This is a genomic window from Sporosarcina ureilytica, assembly GCF_001753205.1.
GTDB lineage: Bacteria > Bacillota > Bacilli > Bacillales_A > Planococcaceae > Sporosarcina > Sporosarcina ureilytica.
This window is the reverse complement of the sequence record NZ_CP017560.1, coordinates 2,408,599-2,429,063: the sequence shown is the minus strand read 5'-3', so window position 1 is coordinate 2,429,063 and position 20,465 is coordinate 2,408,599. Positions and strand designations below refer to the sequence as shown.

The window sequence follows — 20,465 nt, the reverse complement described above, 5'->3', positions numbered from 1 at the left end:
GTATTCTCAAGGGGGATTAAGATGAATTTCATAAAGAAAAATAATTATATACTATTTGTAATGGTGCTATTTATAATATTTACAGTGGCAAGTATCAAAAAGCTAGAACATGAGGTAACCTATGAATATCTAACAGTTGCAGAGGGAGATACATTATGGGGGTATTCTGAAGAGTATGCCGAAAATATCCCTTCAGATAAATGGATAAATGAAATTGTAAAAATAAATAATTTATCATCCACCACGATAAAGATAGGGGAAGAAATACGTATTCCCGTGACGCCACAAAAATTAAAGTTTCATGATATTGCTACAAATACATTGGAGGATGGAAAGTGAGTAAAAGCTGTGTAATCTATTGTCGAGTGAGTACTGAAAAAGAAACCCAAGAACAATCACTAGACAGACAACAGGAAGAATTACAAAATATGGCGGAAAAATTTAATTTTGATGTACAAGCATCGTTTTCAGATCAGCATAGTGGTTTTGATATTGAACGTGAAGGTTTGTTAGATTTACTAGATTTTGTACAAAAAAATGAGGTTGATGCGGTACTCATTCAAGATGAAACGCGGATAGGACGTGGAAATGCTAGAATGGCGGTGTACCATTTATTAGCTAAAACGAATACTGACATTTTTACGTATCATGATAGTGGTCCTATTTCATTAAACGAGATGGATACAATGCTGTTAGAAATCCTAGCGCTTGTTGAAGAATATCAAAGGAAAATTCATAATGCCAAAATTAAACGCGGGATGCGCCGAGCAGTAAAAGAAGGGTATCGTCCGGAAAAGAACCTCAAAAATAGGGGGAATTTAGAAGGTCGTGAACGGATTGAAGTTCCGGTGAGTGAAATTGTTTCACTACGCAATAAAGGTCTTACATTCGAAGAAATTACGAGTGTTTTGAATGGATTAGGGCATGACTTAAGTAAAGCGACTGTTCATAGGCGTTATAGAGAATATATAGTAGAGCAGGAAGGCTGAAACATTGCACTTCTTGCTTTTTTTGTATATCTTTTAACTATGTTATGAGTTCATTTCATATTCTAAAATAAATAATACGAATGCTAATATGTGGGAAAAATTATATATGTTGTTATATTGTTTTTAACATTTTTAGTTGATTGTAGTGGAAGGCGGCGACTCCTTGGGGATTAGCGTGACAGGTGAGACCCCGCAGGAGCGCGGTTTTCGCGACGAGGAGGCTCACCGCACGCCCCCAGGAACGCGTCCGCCTGGAACGGAAATCAACGTGTAGTAAGATTCTTTAATATAACATATATAGCAATTCAATTTATGAAATTGACTCGTTATGTAAAAATGATGGAGGAACGCCTTATGTTATCAAAAGAAAAAATAAATCGTATCAATGAACTATCGAAAAAATCCAAAACGTCGGGTCTTTCAATGGAAGAAGCGAAAGAGCAAACGAAACTACGACAAGAATATTTGGCAACATTTCGCTCTAGCATGCGGAAAACGATTGAAAATGTGCAAGTTATCGACCCGGAAGGTAATGATGTAACGCCGGAAAAGGTAAAGCGTGCGCAAAATCGCCAATCAAAACAGTAAAAACAATTGTATGAATTACTTCATTACAATTGTTTTTACGCAGAAATTTGTCTAGACTATAAGAGAAAGAAAATGATTGAAATGCGAAAGGGAGTACATTCATTATGACTCAACAAATTGATCAGCTTGCAATTAATACAATCCGCACACTTTCAATTGATGCAATTGAAAAAGCCAAATCTGGTCATCCAGGACTGCCGATGGGTGCGGCGCCAATGGCTTATACACTTTGGGCGAAACATATGCATCACAATCCTTCAAATCCACAGTGGTTTAACCGCGATCGCTTTGTTTTATCAGCTGGTCACGGATCTATGTTGTTATACAGCCTACTTCACCTATCTGGCTACAATTTACCTATGGAAGAAATTAAGAATTTCAGACAATGGGGTTCTAAGACGCCAGGTCACCCTGAATACAGATATACAGATGGCGTAGAAGCAACAACTGGACCGCTTGGACAAGGGATTGGTATGGCTGTCGGTATGGCTATGGCAGAAAAGCATTTAGCTGCAAAGTATAACAAACCTAATTTCGATATCGTTGACCACTATACATACGCATTATGTGGTGATGGAGACCTAATGGAAGGTGTCGCTGCGGAAGCCATTTCACTAGCGGGACATTTACAGCTAAATAAACTTATTGTTCTATACGATAGTAATGACATTTCATTAGATGGCGACTTGGATATGTCATTTACTGAAAATATTCAAAAACGTTTTGAGTCATACGGATGGAATTACATCCGTGTTGAAGACGGAAATAACGTCGGACTCATTTCAAAAGCAATTGAAGAAGCGAAAGAAAACGTTGGCGGACCGACAATGATTGAGATTAAAACAGTGATTGGTTACGGTTCTCCAAATAAATCTGGTAGTTCTGCTTCCCACGGTGCACCGCTTGGCGAAGATGAGATGAAGCTAACGAAAGACTACTATAAGTGGACATTTGAAGAAGATTTCTATGTTCCGGAAGAAGTTTATGAAGGCTTCCGTGAAGCTACAACGAAGTTAGGTGTAGAGAAAGAACAACAATGGAATGAGTTATTCGAAAGCTATCAAGCTGAGCATGCTGACCTTGCGACAGAATTACAAGATGCGATTGCAGGTAAACTTCCAGAAAACTTCGATGACATTTTACCGAAATATGAGGAAGGTACATCCCTCGCAACGCGTGCAGCTTCTGGAGATGCAATTAACGCAATCGCTGAAGTTGTTCCGGCATTATTTGGAGGAAGTGCAGACCTTGCAGGTTCAAATAATACAATGATTAAAGGTTCAGATGCATTCCTACCAGCAAACTACGCGGGACGTAATATTTGGTTTGGTGTAAGAGAGTTTGCAATGGGAACTGCATTAAATGGCATGGCATTACATGGTGGTTTACATGTATACGGCGGTACATTCTTCGTATTCAGTGACTATGTCCGTCCAGCAGTTCGACTTTCAGCATTAATGGAAGTTCCAGTAACTTATGTCTTTACGCATGATAGCGTTGCGGTAGGAGAAGACGGTCCAACTCATGAGCCTGTCGAGCATCTAGCAGCACTGCGCGCAATGCCAGGTTTATCTGTTATCCGCCCAGCTGATGCAAACGAAACAGCAGCTGCATGGAAAATGGCAGTAAGTTCGGACAGAACACCAACTGCACTGATCTTATCCCGTCAAAACCTTGACGTATTACCAACGTCAGCAGAACTTGCAATGGAAGGTGTTTCCAAAGGTGCTTACGTTGTTTCTCCTGCAACAAAAGATAAAGCAGATGCAATTTTATTAGCAACTGGTTCAGAAGTAAACTTAGCAGTGGCAGCACAAAAAGTACTTAAAGAAGAAGGTATTGATGCATCAGTTGTATCTATGCCATCATGGGATCTGTTTGAAAAACAAGACCAAGCTTATAAAGACAGCGTCCTGCCAAAAGACGTTAAAAAACGTCTAGGTATCGAAATGGGTGCATCACTAGGCTGGCATAAATATGTAGGTGACGAAGGTGATGTCCTTGCAATCGATACATTCGGAGCAAGCGCACCAGGAAATATTGTCTTAGAAAAATATGGCTTCACAGTAGATAATGTTGTCTCTAAAGTAAAAACTTTAATTGAAGCTTAAATTAACAAGTTCTACATGTCATTCAGGCATGTAGAACTTTTTGTTTATTATTTCCGGCTATCGAATTCAGATAAGGTTGATTATTATTATTACCGACAAGGTTCGGCAATAATAGTGGAGTTATCTATCACAGTGTGACAGCCTTTTTAAATAATAGTCTGTATCATCATGAGTAGGGGGTGGGAGATATGCGGTCATACAGTATTTATAAAATAAAGGAAATGTATGAACAGTTTATTATTGGACGTGAGCAACTCTTATATGACTTACTGAAAGAAAATGTAAACCATAGTGATGATTTACAGGAAGTCCGTTATTTATGTGATATTGTGGATAGGGAATTGGTTGATCACGCAATCGTGGCTAGGCTTGGTAAGATATTCAAGACAGTTGAATTAGAAAATGGACAACATAAATTAACACATCCAGTGAAAGGAACGATTCTAATCACGTTTTCTCCCTACTCATTAACGGTGAAATGTGATGGTTCTAGGATGTTAGACCTTGACTTATTCGTCGCATTATCTGAGGCGGATCGTCGCTTTTTTGCTATTATGAATGGACAAGGCGAGTGGGGATGGTTGAAGCCTGTTAAGCACACACAAGGAAATTTAGAAAGAGCAGTAGTTTTTCGCTGAAAAGGTAGTATATCCGCGCGTAGTGTTGTATAATCCTTCATGGAACCGTATTTTGGTACAACAGAAGTGAAGGAGGTATAGCGAATGGCAACGATTTGGTGGATACTAATCATCATCGTCGCGCTATTAGCTGGTGTGGCCCTTGGATTTTTCATTGCACGTCAATATATGATGAAATACTTGGAAGAGAACCCGCCGATTAATGAAGATATGCTACGAATGATGATGATGCAAATGGGGCAAAAACCTTCACAAAAGCGCATTAATCAGATGATGAATCAGATGAATAAAATGGGCGATAAGAAGGACAAAAAATCAAAAAAGAAATAAGCAATAAATGGACCCGTTGATAATAAATCAACGGGTTGTTTATTTTCTCTAGCCTCAATCGCCAGGTGCTAAGAAAATAACATGAAAATTCTGTGGTGAAAAAAGTATCTTTGTCTGTTGGTTCTCCAGCGCTGTCTTGGCTAATCTATAGCTATCGAATGTTAATTAGTTCACAAATTTTTGAAGGAACTCTTGTACAGTTTTTTCATATTCCTCAGCATTGTCATTAAATGATTTTGCATGGGCACCTTTCTCGAAAATCTTCAGCATTTTAGGACCAGTTTTCTTTTCGTACAATTCCTCTGTCATGTAAGGAAGAATAAAATCATCTTCTAGACTGTGGATAAAAAGCATAGGTTTTTGAACATTTGCAATGACTTCTTTTGGCGAAATGAGCTTTAATGTATAACCATCACGCATTTTTAAAAATAAGTTCGCGATTCGTAACACCATTGTCGTTCTAAAAGGCGTTTCTCTTCGCAATACATGCAAGGCTTGCTCAGTGAAATCGGAGAAAGGACAATCAACAACGTGAAAGTCTGCTTCATCTTTATATGTACCCGCATATAAAATCGTTGTAGCCGCGCCCATCGACTCTCCGTGAATCCCAAGTATTGCATGTTGGCCAATTTTCTTTCGGATAAATTGCACGATTGCTTGTAAATCAGATTTTTCATAAAAGCCAAAGCTCGTCGTTTTACCGCCAGACTCCCCGTGTCTTCGATGGTCATAAATAACTGAATTAAATCCAAGCCTTTCAAATAATCGTGCATATTTAAATGAATTGATTTTATTTTCGGTAACGCCATGACAAATAATGACCGTTCGATTTGTCTGTAATGGTTTTAAGAAAATAGCATGCAATAAGTAATCGTTTGGAGATTGTATCCAAAGTTCTTCTTTATCTACAGCTTCATACCATTTTTCATCGAAGCGTTTAGCCAATACTTCTCGCTGTACAATCACGTCAGGGTCTTTTAATTTTAAATACATGAGGCGATTTGACGAGAAAATGCCTAGTAGCGTTACAATTGCTGCAATTGCACTCGAGAAAATACTTGTCAAATAAAGCATTCGCCGTTTCAAAACAAATGTCCTCCTATTTATTGTGTTTGTGGTGACTTAAATAGTTTATACATACCAGTTTCAATCGGTCTTGAAACATGCGGTTCAATGAGAGTGACAGCTTCACATACCTTTTCAACATCAATTCCTGTATGGATTCCTAGTGAATCTAGAAGGTGTACGACATCTTCTGTCGCAACATTTCCCGTTGCACCAGGTGCAAATGGACATCCGCCGAGCCCGCCAGCAGACGTATCGAATCGTTGAACACCTGCTTGAAGTGAAGCAAAAATATTTGCGAGCGCCATTTTTCGAGTATCATGAAAGTGTGCTGTTATTAGTATATTCGGTAGCTCATTTAGTAGTGCTAAGAATAGGTTGTAACTTTCAACAGGATTTGCTTTCCCGATTGTGTCTGCAACGCTAAGCTCATCTACCCCTAATTTAACGAACTTTTTACACAGTTGAATGACGTCTTCCTGTTGAATTTTCCCCTCGTATGGACAATAAAACGCAGTAGAAATACATGCACGAACAAAAATGTTTTGTGCTTTTAAGTTTTGGATAAGTGGTGTAATCGCTTCCATACTTTCGGCAGTCGTTCGATTAATATTTTTTTTATTAAATGAATTACTTACCCCTACAAAAAATGCAACACTCTTTGCACCAGCTTCAATTGCCAGGTCTACACCCTTCTCATTCGGCGTTAATACAAATTGTCTGCCAATGCGTTCACTTCGTTCCACAATTTCTTTTGCATCGGCCATTTGTGGCACCCACTTTGGCGATACAAATGAAGTAAGCTCCATTTCTTCAATTCCAGCCTGTTGTAACGCTTGAATAAATGCGAGCTTATCTTGAGTATGAACAAGTTTTTGTTCATTTTGCAATCCATCTCGTGGTCCTACCTCGATTATCGTCACATTCTTTGGTAAAATAAACATATCATCCCCTCCTTATTCTTCATTATAAGGAATGGGTGTATGTACAAGCAACCGAATATTCAAAAAAGGGAATCTTTAAGGGGGGACAGGACATGACAAAAGAAGTCGTTATCGTAAGTGCGGTACGAACTGCAATCGGATCATTTTTAGGTTCTTTAAAAGACGTTTCGACGGTAGAACTAGGCGCAACGGTCATTCAAGAAGCCTTAAACAGGGCAGGGGTTGCGGCAGACCAAGTAGATGAGGTCATTATGGGGAATGTTTTACAGGCAGGGATTGGACAAAATCCATCTAGACAAGCATGTATTAAAGCTGGGTTACCGGAAACAATCCCGGCGATGACTATTAATAAGGTGTGCGGCTCTGGTTTGAAAGCCGTTCATTTAGCACATCAAGCAATTGTAGCGGGGGATGCACATATAATTGTTGCCGGTGGTATGGAAAATATGAGCCAAGCGCCATATTTACTGAAAAATGGTCGTGAAGGATTTAAAATGGGCGATCAAAAAATAATTGACAGTTTGATTTCTGATGGTTTATGGTGTGCATTTAATGATTATCATATGGGGACAACCGCAGAAAATTTATGTGACCGTTATTCCATATCACGGGAAGAACAAGATAAATTTGCTGCACGTTCACAAGAGAGAGCCTTCAGAGCAATAGAAGCAGGGAAATTTGAAGAGGAAATTGTGGCAGTTGAAATACCGCAACGTAGCGGAGAACCAAAAATATTCAAAACGGATGAATATGTTCGTCAAGGGACAACGGCTGAACAATTAGGCAAATTACGTCCAGCGTTTAAACGAGATGGCAGCGTCACTGCTGGAAATGCATCTGGCATTAATGACGGCGCGGCTGCTTTTGTCATTATGTCGAAAAAGAAAGCAGATGAGCTAGGTGTCACGCCGCTCGCAACAATTGTTGCAAATGCTGGCGCTGGAGTAAATCCTTCCCTTATGGGAATCGGTCCTGTTCAAGCAGTGAAAAATGTTTTGGAACGTTCAAACATGTCCCTCAGTGAGATTGACCTAGTCGAAGCAAATGAAGCATTTGCTGCACAATCGATTGCTGTTGATAAAGAACTTAGTTTTAATCACGAAAAATTAAATGTAAACGGTGGTGCAATTGCACTTGGCCATCCAATAGGTGCAAGTGGTGCAAGAATTCTTGTCACTTTACTCCATGAAATGAAGCGTCGTGATGTGAAAGCAGGTCTTGCGACACTTTGTATTGGTGGGGGCCAAGGGGTCGCGACGATTGTCACTAGACCATAGATGAAAGAGGGATATAGATGAAGAAAAATAAGCATCATCAGCGCAAAGCAAATCAAGATTCATCATTGAGTATATCAGATGCGCTAAATGAAGACGTCTTGTCCAAATTAAAAGAAGCGAAAAAAGAATTGGCACAAGTTGAAAAGAAAAAAGAAGAACAAAGACAAGAGCAAATTCGACTTGAACGAAAAGAAAGAGAAAAAAATAAAACGTTTGAAGAATTGCTCAATGAATATGGCGATATCGGTTCAAAATTTTAACTGATTTTCCATTTCAACACTTCGTCCTAAAAAAAGGATGAAGTTTTTTTATTTGGAGCAGATCTTTAACAAACAGGATTATAAAAAAAGTCGAACAGGGGAAACTATTTGACGTATCGAGAAGGAGGTATTGTTTTGCGTACATGGATACGCTCATTTATAGTTGCGTTTTGCGTTAGTTTTGTTTTCTTGATCCCGGTTCATGCTGAAAACGAAAAGACAAGAGAAGAAATCCTGGCAGATCGAATGGATTATTACATGAAATATTCAAGCATTGAGGTCCCTTGGTTTTATTTAGCAGCAATCGACCAGTTCGAGCGAAATATCCAAGAAGTGAGATCTGATCTTGAACGAAGAGAAGAGCCAGTCGCTATGAATTTACCTCCGCATATTTGGGCTGGGGTTCATAATCCCCATTATGAAGATCAATCTCCATTTTCAATTGCTTATTTTGGCGGGATTGGAAAAGATGGCGATGGGGACGGCTTTGCAAGTTCTAATAGTCCTGATGATATTATGTACACTTTGTCCGAGTATTTACATGCTTATTCGCATACAGAAAAAGGAATACAACAAGCATTAATGGATTACTATGACAAAAAAGAAACGGTTCATCAAATTATGACGATTGCTAAAATATATGAATATTTCGAGACGAATGCGCTTGATAAAAGAGCTTTTCCTTTGCCAGTTCGATCTCATTATAGTTACCGTGGAACTTGGGGGGCGAGTCGCGGTTGGGGAGGGCGTCGAATTCATGAGGGAACTGACATATTTGCAGGTTACGGAGTACCAGTTCGCTCGGTTTCTTATGGAGTAATCGAAATAATGGGCTGGAATGAATACGGCGGATGGCGTGTTGGAATTCGAGATATGCATAATACCTACCATTATTATGCACATTTATCATCGTTCAATAAAGAGTTTAAAGAAGGAAGTATTGTCGAACCGGGTGACATTATCGGATATGTTGGCAGTTCAGGGTATGGGAAAGAAGGTACATCGGGACGTTTCCCACCTCATCTCCATTACGGGATGTATAAATACAATGGCAGAGTAGAGTGGGCGTTTGACCCGTATCCTTACTTAAGAATATGGGAACGACAGGATAGAGAAGGTACTCAATAGGAATACAGACCGAATTCGAGTCATGCTCGAATTCGGTTTTTTTAAGTATTTTGTCGACTGAACAAATAATTTGTAATATTCTAACGAATCATTGAAATGGTATTGACAACGAGAGGGGGAGCACATACAATGTACCTAATTATCGGAATTATTTAACATCGTTTCATAGAAATATTCTATCCTAACAAGAACGCAAACGTTATTGCGTAAGAATTCTCAAGGAGTGGGCTAGGATATTGTCGATTGGGGGGTATTATGAGCAAATTACCAGTATTAGAAGTTGAACAGTTAAAAACCTATTTTTATTTGTCAGAAAAGCAAGTGGCTAAAGCTGTGGATGATATTTCTTTTTCGGTCTATCCTGGCGAAACGGTGGCTTTAGTTGGTGAATCTGGAAGCGGTAAAAGTATGACTGCACTTTCAATTATGCAGCTAATTAATAAGCCAGGGCGTATTGTCGATGGGAAGATTACAGTGAGTGATAAAGATTTAATTCGATTAAAACAAAAACAAATGACAAATATTCGGGGCAATGAGATTGCGATGATATTTCAAGAGCCGATGACCGCATTAAATCCGGTTTATACAATTGGTAATCAAATTATCGAAGTCATTCGGAAACATAAAAAGGTCAGCAAAAAAGAAGCTGAATCTCGTGCGGTTGAACTATTAAAAATCGTTGGGATACCAAGGGCTGAAGAAGTGATGAAAGAATACCCGCATCAGCTTTCTGGTGGGATGAGACAGCGGGTAATGATTGCGATTGCAATCTCATGCGATCCAAAACTTCTAATTGCAGATGAACCGACAACCGCATTAGACGTGACGATACAAGCGCAAATATTAGATTTACTTGCGGACATGCAAAAAACTTTTGAAATGTCTATTTTACTGATTACGCATGATTTGGGCGTAGTATCTGAATACGCAGATCGAGTGATGGTGATGTATGGGGGGCAAATTGTTGAACAGGCAGATACTAGGGCCTTATTAAAGTCAACAAAGCATCCGTACACTAAAGGACTGTTAGCAAGTTTACCCAATATTGACCAAGATGTTGATCGGCTTGGAACGATAAAGGGAACTGTGCCACCTGCATTTAATTTTCCAGTTGGATGTCGTTTCTCTACGCGATGCCCCTACGTCATGGAGAAATGTAGACAATCCAATCCAGAGTTGAAGGAAGTTGAGCCGGGATATTTTGTTCGTTGTTATCTTCAAGAGGAAGTAGGGGAATCTGAATGACGATCATCAAACAAGACATCGAAAGTTCCAATGAACAGCACATCTTACAAGAAGAAGCACTTGTAGAAGTTAAAAATATTAAGAAATACTTTCCAATAAAAGGGGGCATTTTAAAGCGAACGATTGGGAATCTAAAAGCAGTAGACGGGATTTCTTTTACGATAAAACAAGGTGAAACACTAGGTGTCGTCGGCGAATCTGGTTCAGGAAAATCTACATTAGGACGGGTTTTACTTCGTCTCTTAGATCCGACTGAAGGCAAGGTTATTTTTAATGGTGTTGATATTTCCACTTTAAGTCAGCGACAAATAAGACCTTATCGCGAAGATATGCAAATCATTTTTCAAGATCCCTTTGCATCGTTAAATTCTAAAATGAGTGTGGGTCAATTAATCGAAGAGCCGTTAATTGTACAAGGTCAATTACCGGCAGTAGAAAGAACGAAACGCGTTTTGGATATTATTCAAAAAGTGGGATTACGTCCGGACGATAGACAAAAGTATCCACATGAGTTTTCAGGCGGGCAGCGTCAACGAATTAGCATTGCTCGTGCCCTTGTCGTGCATCCAAAATTTGTCATTTGTGATGAGCCTGTTTCCGCGCTCGATGTGTCTATTCAAGCCCAAGTGTTAAATTTAATGAAAGATTTACAAGAAGAGTTAGGGCTGACCTACTTATTTATTGCGCATGATTTAAGTGTTGTCAAACATATTAGTGATCGAGTGGCCGTAATGTACTTGGGTCGAATCGTAGAGTTAACTTCCAAGAAAAAACTTTATGAAAATGCATTGCATCCATATACAGAAGCACTGCTTTCATCAATTCCAATCATTGATTTGGATGAAACGGCGCCTGGCGTAAGAAGAAAGAAAATTAAACTTGAGGGTGATTTACCAAGTCCGGCAAATCCACCTTCAGGCTGTGCATTCAGAACGCGGTGTCCGAAGGTTCATGACCGTTGTGTATCTGTATCACCTGAGTTAATAGAATTAGAAGACAATCATTATGTTGCTTGCCACTTATATACAGAATCGTAGTTTTGGGTCTTTTAGGAGGTGATGTGATCGATAAACATTGTTTGGGAATGGCTGGTTTCTTTTGAACATTAAAAAAGGGGGAATTTATTTGTTTAAGCGTAATAATTTGTTACTCATGATTTTATTGCTCATGTTTGGGCTTGTACTAGCAGCCTGTAATGCGGATGAGCCAGACGGTAAAGAAGACAAGGGAGAAGCTACTGAAACAACTGATGGGGAAAAAGAGGAAAAAGCAGCATCAGATGGACCAAAAGATGGGGGGACGTTAACTGGTGCGATGCATACAGCGCCGGCAGGTATGTTTAACCCTATTTTTTATGAAGAAGCGTATGAGGCAAACATTCTTGACTTTACGCATGAAGGGCTTACAACTCAAAATGAATCATTAGAGTTTATCCCTAAACTAGCGAAGAGTTGGGAGACGAATGACGACCAAACTGAAATCACTTTCCAATTAGAGGAAGGGGTTAAGTGGCATGACGGTGAGGAATTTACTGCGCATGATGTTGTGTTCACGTATAAAGCGATTTCTGACCCTGACTATGTAGCCGCAGGTGGTGTACGTACAAACTATGTGGAGCCATTGCTAGGTTATGAGGAATATGCTAATGGCGAGACGGATGAATTTGTTGGGGTTGTGGCGGATAGTGACTACCAAGTGACATTTAAATTTGAAGAGCCAAATATTATGCCGCTCTATTACACGGGTTTCCCGATTATTCCTGAACATGTCTTTAAAGATATTCCAGTAGCGGAAATTCCAGAGGCGGCAGAATCGCTTGATGCTGGAAAAGTCATTGGTACAGGTCCGTTTAAGTTTACTGAAATGATTGAACGCGAACAATACATTCTTGAACGTCATGAAGATTACTGGCAAGGTAAGCCGCATTTGGATAAACTTGTTTGGAAAATTGTTCAGCAATCTGTTATGACTGGATTACTAGAAAAAGGCGAGATTGATTTTATCGCATTGCCAGGCGGGATTGACCCTGCTGACTACGATATGGTAAATGAATATGGGGATGTAACGATGATTGAACAAGCCGATTTTGGATATCAAATTCTTGGCTTTAAGCATAATCACCGTACAGCCGAAGATGTTGAAAATGGCGTCATCAACCCCGATAATTGGGTTCCAAACGAAAAAATTGCTGATCCAAAAGTTCGACAAGCGATTGCTTGGGCGATTGATCGACAAGGTTTAATTGGTGAGGGTCATGGTCAAGGACTTCTACACGGTCATGGTGAGTTAATTAATTCACCAATTGCTGTACAGTTCTGGGCTTATGATGAAAATGCAGGAACGAATTATTCTTATGATCCTGAAAAAGCAGAGGAAATGTTAGATGAGTTAGGTTATGTGGATGTTGACGGAGATGGATACCGTGAAGACCCGGATGGGAATGAATGGGTACTGAATATGGAATATCCTACAGGTAACCAATTACGTGAGAAATCTGCACCAATTATCGCGGATAACTTAGATAAGGTAGGCATTAAAGTTGATTTACGTCAACCGAAAGAAATGTCTGTTTACGTAGAAGGTTTAACGAACGATAACTCAGATTGGGATTTATATTTAATTGGTTGGAGTCTAGGCAGTGGAGACCCAGATCCATTAGGTCTATGGGGCATTAAAGATGCTTATAACTTCTCCCGTTGGAACAATCCAGAATCTGATGAGTTACTATATGATGCAGTAAAAGCACCTGATGCATTTGAACAAGATTACCGGGTTGAGAAGTACCGAGAGTGGCAAGAGCTTTACTCAGAAGACTTACCTGCGCTCATTCTGTATGCGCAAAATAGCATTTGGGCATACAATGATAGATTACAAGGCGTAGAAGTGCTTCCGTATACGATGTATAAAGATGCTCATACTTGGTGGGTGAATGATTAACGATTAACGAGAAGAGAGTATATGAGCCTATCATATACTCTCCTCCTTTATGGGGGTGTTTACAGATGATTCAATACATGATTAGAAGAATTTTAGTATTTATCCCAATGTTAATTGCACTGTCAATTATCGTATTTGGATTAGCAAAGGCAGCACCAGGAGATCCTTTTACAGGTAAAATTCTTGATCCAAATATTAATCCGGAAGTTTATGAACAACAACGTGAAGCGCTTGGGTTAAACAAATCAATACCAGAACAATATTTGATGTGGGCAAGTCGGGTTTCGCGAGGGGATTTTGGCGAATCCATTACATACAATGGTCGCTCCGTCCAAAGTCTGATTAAGGAACGTATCTTAAATACAGTTTATTTAGGTTTATTTGCACTGGGTATCACGCTGATTATTGCCATTCCAATTGGCATTTATTCTGCTAAAAAACCTTATTCATTATTGGATTATGCGGGCACTACATTTGGCTTTGCGGGACTAGCCATTCCAAACTTTTTTTTCGGACTCGTTGTGATTTATCTTTTATCGATTAAACTAGGGTGGTTTCCCGCGCAAGGTACTTTGTCTTCGACTGATTTATCGGGATTTGCGGAATTTAAAGATCGAATTCACCATATGTTTCTTCCGGGAATCACGTTGGGACTTGCGAGTACCGCAGCATACATGCGTTATATGCGTTCTGAAGTGTTAGATGTGCTAGGCAGTGATTATATTCGAACAGCCAAAGCGAAAGGGATGAGTGAGCGGAATGTCCTTTATAAACACACACTACGCAATGCATTAATTCCAATCATTACATTAATGGGCTTTGAATTCGGAGCGATTTTAAGTGGAGCGATTATTACAGAACAAGTATTTAATTTTCCGGGGTTAGGCACATTATTTATTGGTTCAATCACAAACCGTGATTACCCGATTGTGATGGCAATCGCACTTCTGTTAGGCGTAGCCATTCTTGTTGGGAATTTACTCGCGGATATTTTCTATAGCATTGTCGATCCGAGAATTCGTTATGATTGAGGTGATAAAGCATGACACAATCTAGCCGGGAAAATACATTTCCAATTGAACCACAATTTACGCCTGAAGACTTGGAAGCCGACCGTAAGCATAGAAGCCCTTTGCAACTATCGATACGACGTTTTTTAAAAAACAAACTAGCCATCTTCGGAATTATCGTTTTACTAATTGTTATTAGTATGGCTATTTTTGCACCATTTTTAACGGAATATGATCCACGACAAGCTGATTTATTGAAGGTAGAACAAAGTCCTTCTAGTGAACATATTTTGGGAACGGATGGTTCTGGTCGTGATAACTTTGCTAGATTACTGTATGGGGCTAGGATATCGTTAATTGTTGGATTTAGTGCAATGATATTTACACTATTGATTGGACTTATTACTGGAGCTGTTGCGGGGTATTATGGCGGTATTGTTGATAACATAATCATGAGACTAGCCGACTTAGTATTGGCGTTGCCTTTCCTTGTCCTTGCATTAACGATTATTGCTTTATTGGAGAAAGTAACTATTGGTATATTTGTGACAGTTATCGCCATTACCTCATGGCCGACGTTAACAAGAATTGTTAGGGGGACCTTTTTATCATTAAGGGAGCAAGAGTTTGTGCTCGGCGCTAGGGCGATCGGTGCTAGCGATTCACGGATTATTTTTAGGCACTTTATTCCGAATGCGATAGGGCCTATTATTGTGAACGCTACGTTAATGATGGCGACCATGATTATTATTGAATCAGCATTAAGTTTTATTGGGTTTGGTATCCCTCAACCGACACCGACATGGGGGAATATGATTTCGGAAGCACAAAGCATTCGGATTCTTCGTTATCACCCGGAAGCTTGGATCCCTCCAGGACTTTGTATATTAATTACAGTCCTCGCGATTAACTTTATTGGGGATGGGCTGCGGGATGCGTTTGATCCGAAGAGCGATGGACGATAAGCTTTTTAGTGTGAGCCAAGTAAGAATCATAATGAATATAGTACTTGATAGGAACAATTTTATACTTGTGACATGTCATTTCAACAAATAACAGATCATTAAAAGACAGCCCTCTAACATGTAGAAGGCTGTCTTTATCATTTTTTTTAAGAAAGCTGCTTCTCAAACAGATAATTAATTCTAGAAATCAAACATTTATTTACTTCAATTTTCAGGTAGTTTGAATCTTGACAAAAAAATTTGTAGGAGTAAAATAAATATATACATATTGAAGTAGCACTTAAATAATTGCTAGTCATTCTTGATAATTTCAACGGATATATGTAAGCGATTACACGAGGGGTTGTAAGTTAGTTCATTTCTAAGTGAATAATGGGAAATTATGTTGGGATAAACAAAGGGAGGGGTAACTATGCAGACAGTTCCATTTTCAAAAGTATTTGCAATCGGATTAATGTTGTTTGCTATGTTTTTAGGGGCGGGGAACGTCATTTTTGCACCTATGGTAGGTCAAGAAGCGGGGACTAATACGTGGATTGCAATGAGTGGTTTTTTGATAACTGGGGTTGGCTTGGTTTTATTAGCGATTCTAGCATTAACTCGCGGGGGTGGAACAGTAGAGAAGTTAGCGAGTCGAGTGAATCCGCTTTTTGCAACGGTTTTTTCGGTCTTATTATTTCTAACGTTGGGACCGATTTATGTAATTCCAAGAACCACATCAGTTGTTTATGAGATTGCGGTTAATCCGTTAGTATCGGAAGGAGCAAATACGAAACTGATATTATTCGGATTTTCGACGATATTTATCGTTTTAACGATTTTGTTATCATGGAATACGACAAAGTTTGTTGATCGACTTGGGAAAATGATTACGCCAGTTTTCGCAATTTTGTTACTAGCGATTATCATGAAATCAGTGATTACACCGATGGGTAGTATTGGTGCACCTCAAGAAAATTATCTTTCAGGAATTTTTCTGAAAGGATTTACACAAGGCTATTATACGATGGATGTGTTAGCCGCTTTTGTGTTTGGCGGTATATTTATCAAGTCGATTGGTGCCTTAGGGATTAAATCTGAAAAAGTTGTGTCTAGTTTATTTATTAAAGCGGGTCTAATTACAATCATTGGCTTAATACTCCTCCAAGTTTCGATGGCTTGGATTGGGGCTTCTAGTGTGGATTCAATCGGTTTAAAAGATAATGGCGGGGAAGTCCTTGCACAAAGTGCTTCTGTGTTATTTGGCCAAGTAGGGATTTATATGATTGGAACCGTTATTTTCCTAACAGGGATTACAACAAATGTCGCTTGTTTAGCAGCGGTTTCTGAGTACTTCGAGCGTATCGTTCCATCTGTTTCTTACAAGGTTTGGTTACTTGTATTTGCTTTGTTAAGTTTAATCATTACCAATTTTGGATTAAATACCATTTTGACGATGGCATCCCCTATTTTATTACTGTTATATCCCATTGCTATCGCGTTAATCGCATTAGTATTGTTTAACAACTTATTCAACGGTTATCAATCTGTTTATGTTAGTACAATTATTGGCGTAGGGATGATTGCGGTCTTAGATGCATTGAAAGAAGCAAATATTTTTCCAGAAACAATTGATGCAGTTTTCGGTTTCATTCCACTTTTTGAAAATGGGGCAGGCTGGATTGTTACTGGAATAGTAGGCGCAGTGATTGGTTTTATTATCAGTAAGGTGAAGAATGAACGTGCAGCCTTAATTCAAGAATCAGTGACCAATGTGCGTGTTGAATAAAGTGAGTCGAGTAGGGATGGAACTAGAAAACTGTCCACTTTGTTATCGTCATAACAATTGCTGCAATGGCAAAGAAAAGTCGTTAGGAGATTGTTGGTGTACGAAAACGTTCTTTCCAAGTGAACTATTTGACCTTCTACCGCCGGAAGCAGTAAGAAAGACTTGTATTTGTGAAAGTTGTTTGAATCGATTTAAGTCAACGTTTTCTGATGAAAATTAAATGAGGAGTAGCTGTTTGGTAAATTCATACTCAAACAGCTTTTTTTGTTCAAAAGAAAAATAACAATCAAACTCACAGCATGTTAAATCTTTATTAAAAATAGTACCAAAGAAGCCATTGTGACCAGAATCCAATTACATACATACGTTAAGAAAGGGTTTGGATTAATCATAAGGGGGATATAAAGGGTGAAAAAATTTGATGTTAGTTCACCGAACGCAGAATATACATTCGATGTTAATCAAAATACTCTTTTTAAAAGGGATAATAAAAACTTCATTAATGAACTGAGCATTGATCAATTAAATACATTAGACAACACATCGGTCCTTGATATTTATTTAAGTAAAGGAAAGATAGTTGAACCTCATTACCATCAACATGCGTCAGAATTGGTTTATTGTATTTGCGGGGGCGTTACGGTATCACTCGTCAATCCGAATACAAAAGAGCTTCATAGTTTTTCAATCACTTCGGGTCAAGTTGTCAACGTTCCGCAGGGGTGGTGGCATTATATTGTCTCGAATGCTGATGACACACGTTTTTTAGGTATTTTTAATGCACCGAAACCAGAAGTGATTTTAGGTTCGGATCTTTTGAATGTAACGCCAGCCAATATTGTAGCGGATACGTATTGTGTTGATGAAGTTAAATGGAAGGAAGTAACGAAGCCGATACCGCCATCAGTATTTATCGGACCCCCAATAGATTGTCATCGTGATCAACACGAGCATTTCGATATAAACTCGACCTTCACGGACCCTACTTATCAGTGGAATCCATATACCTTTTGCAAACCGTTATAAGAAACATAAATAGCTGCTAACCAATCCTGGTAGCAGCTTTTATATTGAACATGTTGGTTCTATGAGTTGGCCTTCATTTACATATAAGATGCGATTACTTAGTTTTTCGGCTTCTGCTTTACTATGTGTGACGAGAAGAATGGGAATTTCCCACTGTTTATGTAGCCGTAATAGTTCATGATGGCCTTTTTCTTTTGTCTCATCATCTAAAGCAGAAAAAGGTTCGTCTAATAATAACAGGTCAGGTTCTGTCGCAAGAGCTCGTGCAATCGCAACACGTTGTTTTTCTCCGCCCGAAATTTCATGAGGGTATTGTTCTCTCAAATGGACAATCCCTAGTTCCTTCATTAAATGTTCAGCGAAAGGTTGTGATTTCATGCCATATGCGATATTTTCCCATGCGGTTAAATGTGGGAAAAGGGCGTAAGATTGGAAGAGATACCCAATATTACGTTGCTGAATCGGTACATTGACTCGTTTATTATTAAATAACACTCGATTATGTAATGTTATTTGGCCAGCAGTTGGTTTTGAAAGACCTGCGATACAATTTAATATGGTTGTTTTACCAGAACCTGATGGACCGAAAAGAACAACAATTTCATCTTTCGCGACTGTAAATGAAGTGGTTAATTCAAAATGGGACAATTGTTTTTGAATGTCTATGCTAAGCATGGTTTCTCTCCTATCATTGTTGTTTCGCCTGAAAACGCAACATATGTCGTTTGCTCCACCAATTAAGCCAAAGAATCGCACTGAACCCGAACGCGATAATAATGAATACCCAAAACTTGGCCATTTCCATATTTCCGGATTCAACCGCAAAGTAAATCGCTAGCGGAATTGTATCTGTCACATTTGGAATATAGCCAGCAAGCATTAAGGTCGCGCCAAATTCACCAAGTGCACGTGCGAAAGATAAGACTAAGCCCGAGAGCAATCCAGGCCATGCCAGTGGAAATGAAATGGTCCAAAATACTTTCCACTTCGAGGCGCCCATCGTATAGGCGGCATTTTCAATATTTCGATCGTATTGTTGAAACGCAGCGCTTGCGCTTTGATACATGAGCGGAAAAGAAACAACAACAGCTGCAATAATGACTGCATACCATGTGAAAACAATTTGGATGTTGAAATAATGACTAAGCCAGTGCCCCACAAAACCATTTTTTCCAAAAAGAAACAATAACCCAAAACCGACAACGGTAGGGGGTAAGACGAGCGGCAATAAAATAATTGCCTCGAGGAAACCTTTTCCGGGGAAATGATTTCTTGCAATCATGCGGGCAAGAATCACGCCGAAAATAAAAACAATAACGGTTGCGATAGAGGCGGTCTTAATCGAAAGCCATAATGGAGAAAGATTTAGTTCATTCACAATAAATCACCTAGTCTTATTGACGAAAGCCGTATTTTTCAAACACTTGTTGCGCTTGTTCTGAAGTTAGAAATGTTAAGAAATCCTGCGCTTCTTGTTCATGTTTAGAAGATGCTAAAATTGCACCTGGATATGTAATCTTGTCGTGGGAATTTTCTGGGACAGTGGCTAAGATGGAAATCTGATCTGAAGAAAGGGCATCACTTTCATAAACAAACCCAATATCGACATTCCCAGTTTCAACATAGGTCAATACTTGACGCACGTCTTTACCTAAAATCAGTTTGTTTTCTAAGTCATCCCATAGGTTTACTGTTTGCAAAACTTCCTGTGTATATTTTCCAGCAGGAACACTTTCGGGATTGCCAATTGCAATTTGATCCACTTCTTCAGGAATGATTTGATTGACAGATGGAAAGTGTAGTTTTGAGTCATTTTGAGCAATCAGAACTAATCTGTTCCCTGTAATCGTCGCAAGTGATTGTTCGATAATGAGGTCATTCTGTATTAATGTGTCCATCCAATTTTCATTTGCAGAAATAAAAATATCAACAGGTGCGCCTCGTTGAATTTGTTGCGCAAGACTGCCGGAACCACCTAAATTAAATGTGAGTTGGACTGAATTGTCTTTTTCGTAAATGGTTTTAATCTCCTGTAGGGCATCTGTTAAACTAGTTGCCGCGGATATTGTAAGGTTAACCTTTTCATCAGCGTTTCCTACCTTTTCAGCAGTGTTTGAACAAGCAATAAGCATAACTATCACTAGCGCTGAAAAGAATAAGTAACATGTTTTTTTCATTTATTTC

Annotated in this window: 22 protein-coding genes; 17 read left to right on the top strand and 5 right to left on the bottom strand. The window is 39.1% G+C overall.

The features are described 5' to 3' along the window. Nucleotides 1–21 precede the first annotated feature (21 nt). The 6 genes from yneA (at nt 22) to BI350_RS12040 (ending at nt 4,656) form a co-directional block, all read left to right on the top strand. Entirely contained in the window at nt 22–339 is a 318-nt protein-coding gene (gene yneA, locus BI350_RS12065; RefSeq protein ID WP_075528346.1) for a cell division suppressor protein YneA, read from the top strand. Beyond that, nucleotides 336–989, top strand: coding sequence for a YneB family resolvase-like protein (locus BI350_RS12060; RefSeq protein ID WP_075528345.1), 654 nt, complete (start codon nt 336–338; stop codon nt 987–989). Before yneA ends, BI350_RS12060 begins: the two co-directional genes overlap by 4 nt. Nucleotides 990–1,343: 354 nt before the next feature. Next, complete coding sequence (locus BI350_RS12055) at nt 1,344–1,577, top strand: DUF896 domain-containing protein (protein ID WP_075528344.1); 234 nt, start codon at nt 1,344–1,346, stop codon at nt 1,575–1,577. Nucleotides 1,578–1,681: 104 nt separating this feature from the next. Beyond that, nucleotides 1,682–3,688 carry a transketolase gene (tkt, locus tag BI350_RS12050; RefSeq protein ID WP_075528343.1) on the top strand — a complete coding sequence of 669 codons (2,007 nt, stop codon included), beginning with the start codon at nt 1,682–1,684 and terminating at the stop codon, nt 3,686–3,688. 188 nt (nt 3,689–3,876) lie between these two features. Continuing rightward, nucleotides 3,877–4,326, top strand: coding sequence for a sporulation inhibitor of replication protein SirA (gene sirA, locus BI350_RS12045; RefSeq protein ID WP_075528342.1), 450 nt, complete (start codon nt 3,877–3,879; stop codon nt 4,324–4,326). Nucleotides 4,327–4,410: 84 nt separating this feature from the next. Beyond that, a complete protein-coding gene (locus BI350_RS12040; RefSeq protein ID WP_075528341.1) occupies nt 4,411–4,656 on the top strand; it encodes a YneF family protein in 246 nt (81 codons plus the stop codon). Nucleotides 4,657–4,821: 165 nt separating this feature from the next. Here BI350_RS12040 and BI350_RS12035 read toward each other — a convergent pair whose 3' ends face one another. Both BI350_RS12035 and BI350_RS12030 read right to left on the bottom strand, forming a co-directional pair. Next, the gene (locus tag BI350_RS12035; RefSeq protein ID WP_075528340.1) at nt 4,822–5,742 is read right to left on the bottom strand and encodes an alpha/beta hydrolase; all 921 of its coding nucleotides are present in this window, start codon (nt 5,740–5,742) and stop codon (nt 4,822–4,824) included. 17 nt (nt 5,743–5,759) lie between these two features. Next, a complete protein-coding gene (locus BI350_RS12030) occupies nt 5,760–6,665 on the bottom strand; it encodes a hydroxymethylglutaryl-CoA lyase (protein ID WP_075528339.1) in 906 nt (301 codons plus the stop codon). A gap of 92 nt (nt 6,666–6,757) precedes the next feature. On the opposite strand from BI350_RS12030, the gene BI350_RS12025 reads away from it, so the two are divergent. From BI350_RS12025 to BI350_RS11980, 11 genes are all read left to right on the top strand, one after another. Continuing rightward, on the top strand, nt 6,758–7,942 hold the full coding sequence (locus BI350_RS12025; protein WP_075528338.1) for an acetyl-CoA C-acetyltransferase: 1,185 nt from the start codon (nt 6,758–6,760) through the stop codon (nt 7,940–7,942). 17 nt (nt 7,943–7,959) lie between these two features. Beyond that, a complete protein-coding gene (locus BI350_RS12020) occupies nt 7,960–8,202 on the top strand; it encodes a YqkE family protein (RefSeq protein WP_075528337.1) in 243 nt (80 codons plus the stop codon). A gap of 135 nt (nt 8,203–8,337) precedes the next feature. Beyond that, complete coding sequence (locus BI350_RS12015; RefSeq protein ID WP_245698258.1) at nt 8,338–9,330, top strand: M23 family metallopeptidase; 993 nt, start codon at nt 8,338–8,340, stop codon at nt 9,328–9,330. A 255-nt stretch (nt 9,331–9,585) separates the two neighbouring features. Then, nucleotides 9,586–10,575, top strand: coding sequence for an ABC transporter ATP-binding protein (locus BI350_RS12010; protein ID WP_075528336.1), 990 nt, complete (start codon nt 9,586–9,588; stop codon nt 10,573–10,575). Further along, a complete protein-coding gene (locus tag BI350_RS12005) occupies nt 10,572–11,612 on the top strand; it encodes an ABC transporter ATP-binding protein (RefSeq protein ID WP_075528335.1) in 1,041 nt (346 codons plus the stop codon). Before BI350_RS12010 ends, BI350_RS12005 begins: the two co-directional genes overlap by 4 nt. 88 nt (nt 11,613–11,700) lie before the next feature. Next, entirely contained in the window at nt 11,701–13,512 is a 1,812-nt protein-coding gene (locus BI350_RS12000) for a peptide-binding protein (protein ID WP_342672179.1), read from the top strand. A 65-nt stretch (nt 13,513–13,577) separates the two neighbouring features. Then, complete coding sequence (locus tag BI350_RS11995; RefSeq protein WP_075528334.1) at nt 13,578–14,543, top strand: ABC transporter permease; 966 nt, start codon at nt 13,578–13,580, stop codon at nt 14,541–14,543. 11 nt (nt 14,544–14,554) lie between these two features. Further along, nucleotides 14,555–15,487: an oligopeptide ABC transporter permease gene (gene opp4C, locus BI350_RS11990; protein ID WP_075528333.1), complete on the top strand. Its 933-nt coding sequence runs from the start codon at nt 14,555–14,557 to the stop codon at nt 15,485–15,487. A 412-nt stretch (nt 15,488–15,899) separates the two neighbouring features. Then, a complete protein-coding gene (brnQ, locus tag BI350_RS11985; protein ID WP_075528332.1) occupies nt 15,900–17,255 on the top strand; it encodes a branched-chain amino acid transport system II carrier protein in 1,356 nt (451 codons plus the stop codon). Next, a complete protein-coding gene (locus BI350_RS17450) occupies nt 17,239–17,475 on the top strand; it encodes a cysteine-rich CWC family protein (RefSeq protein WP_082295064.1) in 237 nt (78 codons plus the stop codon). The genes brnQ and BI350_RS17450 overlap by 17 nt, the downstream gene beginning before the upstream one ends. A 188-nt stretch (nt 17,476–17,663) precedes the next feature. Further along, entirely contained in the window at nt 17,664–18,281 is a 618-nt protein-coding gene (locus BI350_RS11980; RefSeq protein ID WP_075528331.1) for a cupin domain-containing protein, read from the top strand. Between the two features lie 39 nt (nt 18,282–18,320). Here the strand turns inward: BI350_RS11980 and BI350_RS11975 are convergent, their stop codons facing one another. From BI350_RS11975 to modA, 3 genes are read right to left on the bottom strand one after another with little or no spacing between them, the layout of a single operon-like run. After that, a complete protein-coding gene (locus tag BI350_RS11975; RefSeq protein ID WP_075528330.1) occupies nt 18,321–18,956 on the bottom strand; it encodes an ATP-binding cassette domain-containing protein in 636 nt (211 codons plus the stop codon). Between the two features lie 13 nt (nt 18,957–18,969). Continuing rightward, entirely contained in the window at nt 18,970–19,659 is a 690-nt protein-coding gene (gene modB, locus BI350_RS11970; protein WP_075528329.1) for a molybdate ABC transporter permease subunit, read from the bottom strand. A gap of 16 nt (nt 19,660–19,675) precedes the next feature. Then, the gene (gene modA / locus BI350_RS11965; RefSeq protein WP_075528328.1) at nt 19,676–20,458 is read right to left on the bottom strand and encodes a molybdate ABC transporter substrate-binding protein; all 783 of its coding nucleotides are present in this window, start codon (nt 20,456–20,458) and stop codon (nt 19,676–19,678) included. Nucleotides 20,459–20,465: the final 7 nt, after the last annotated feature.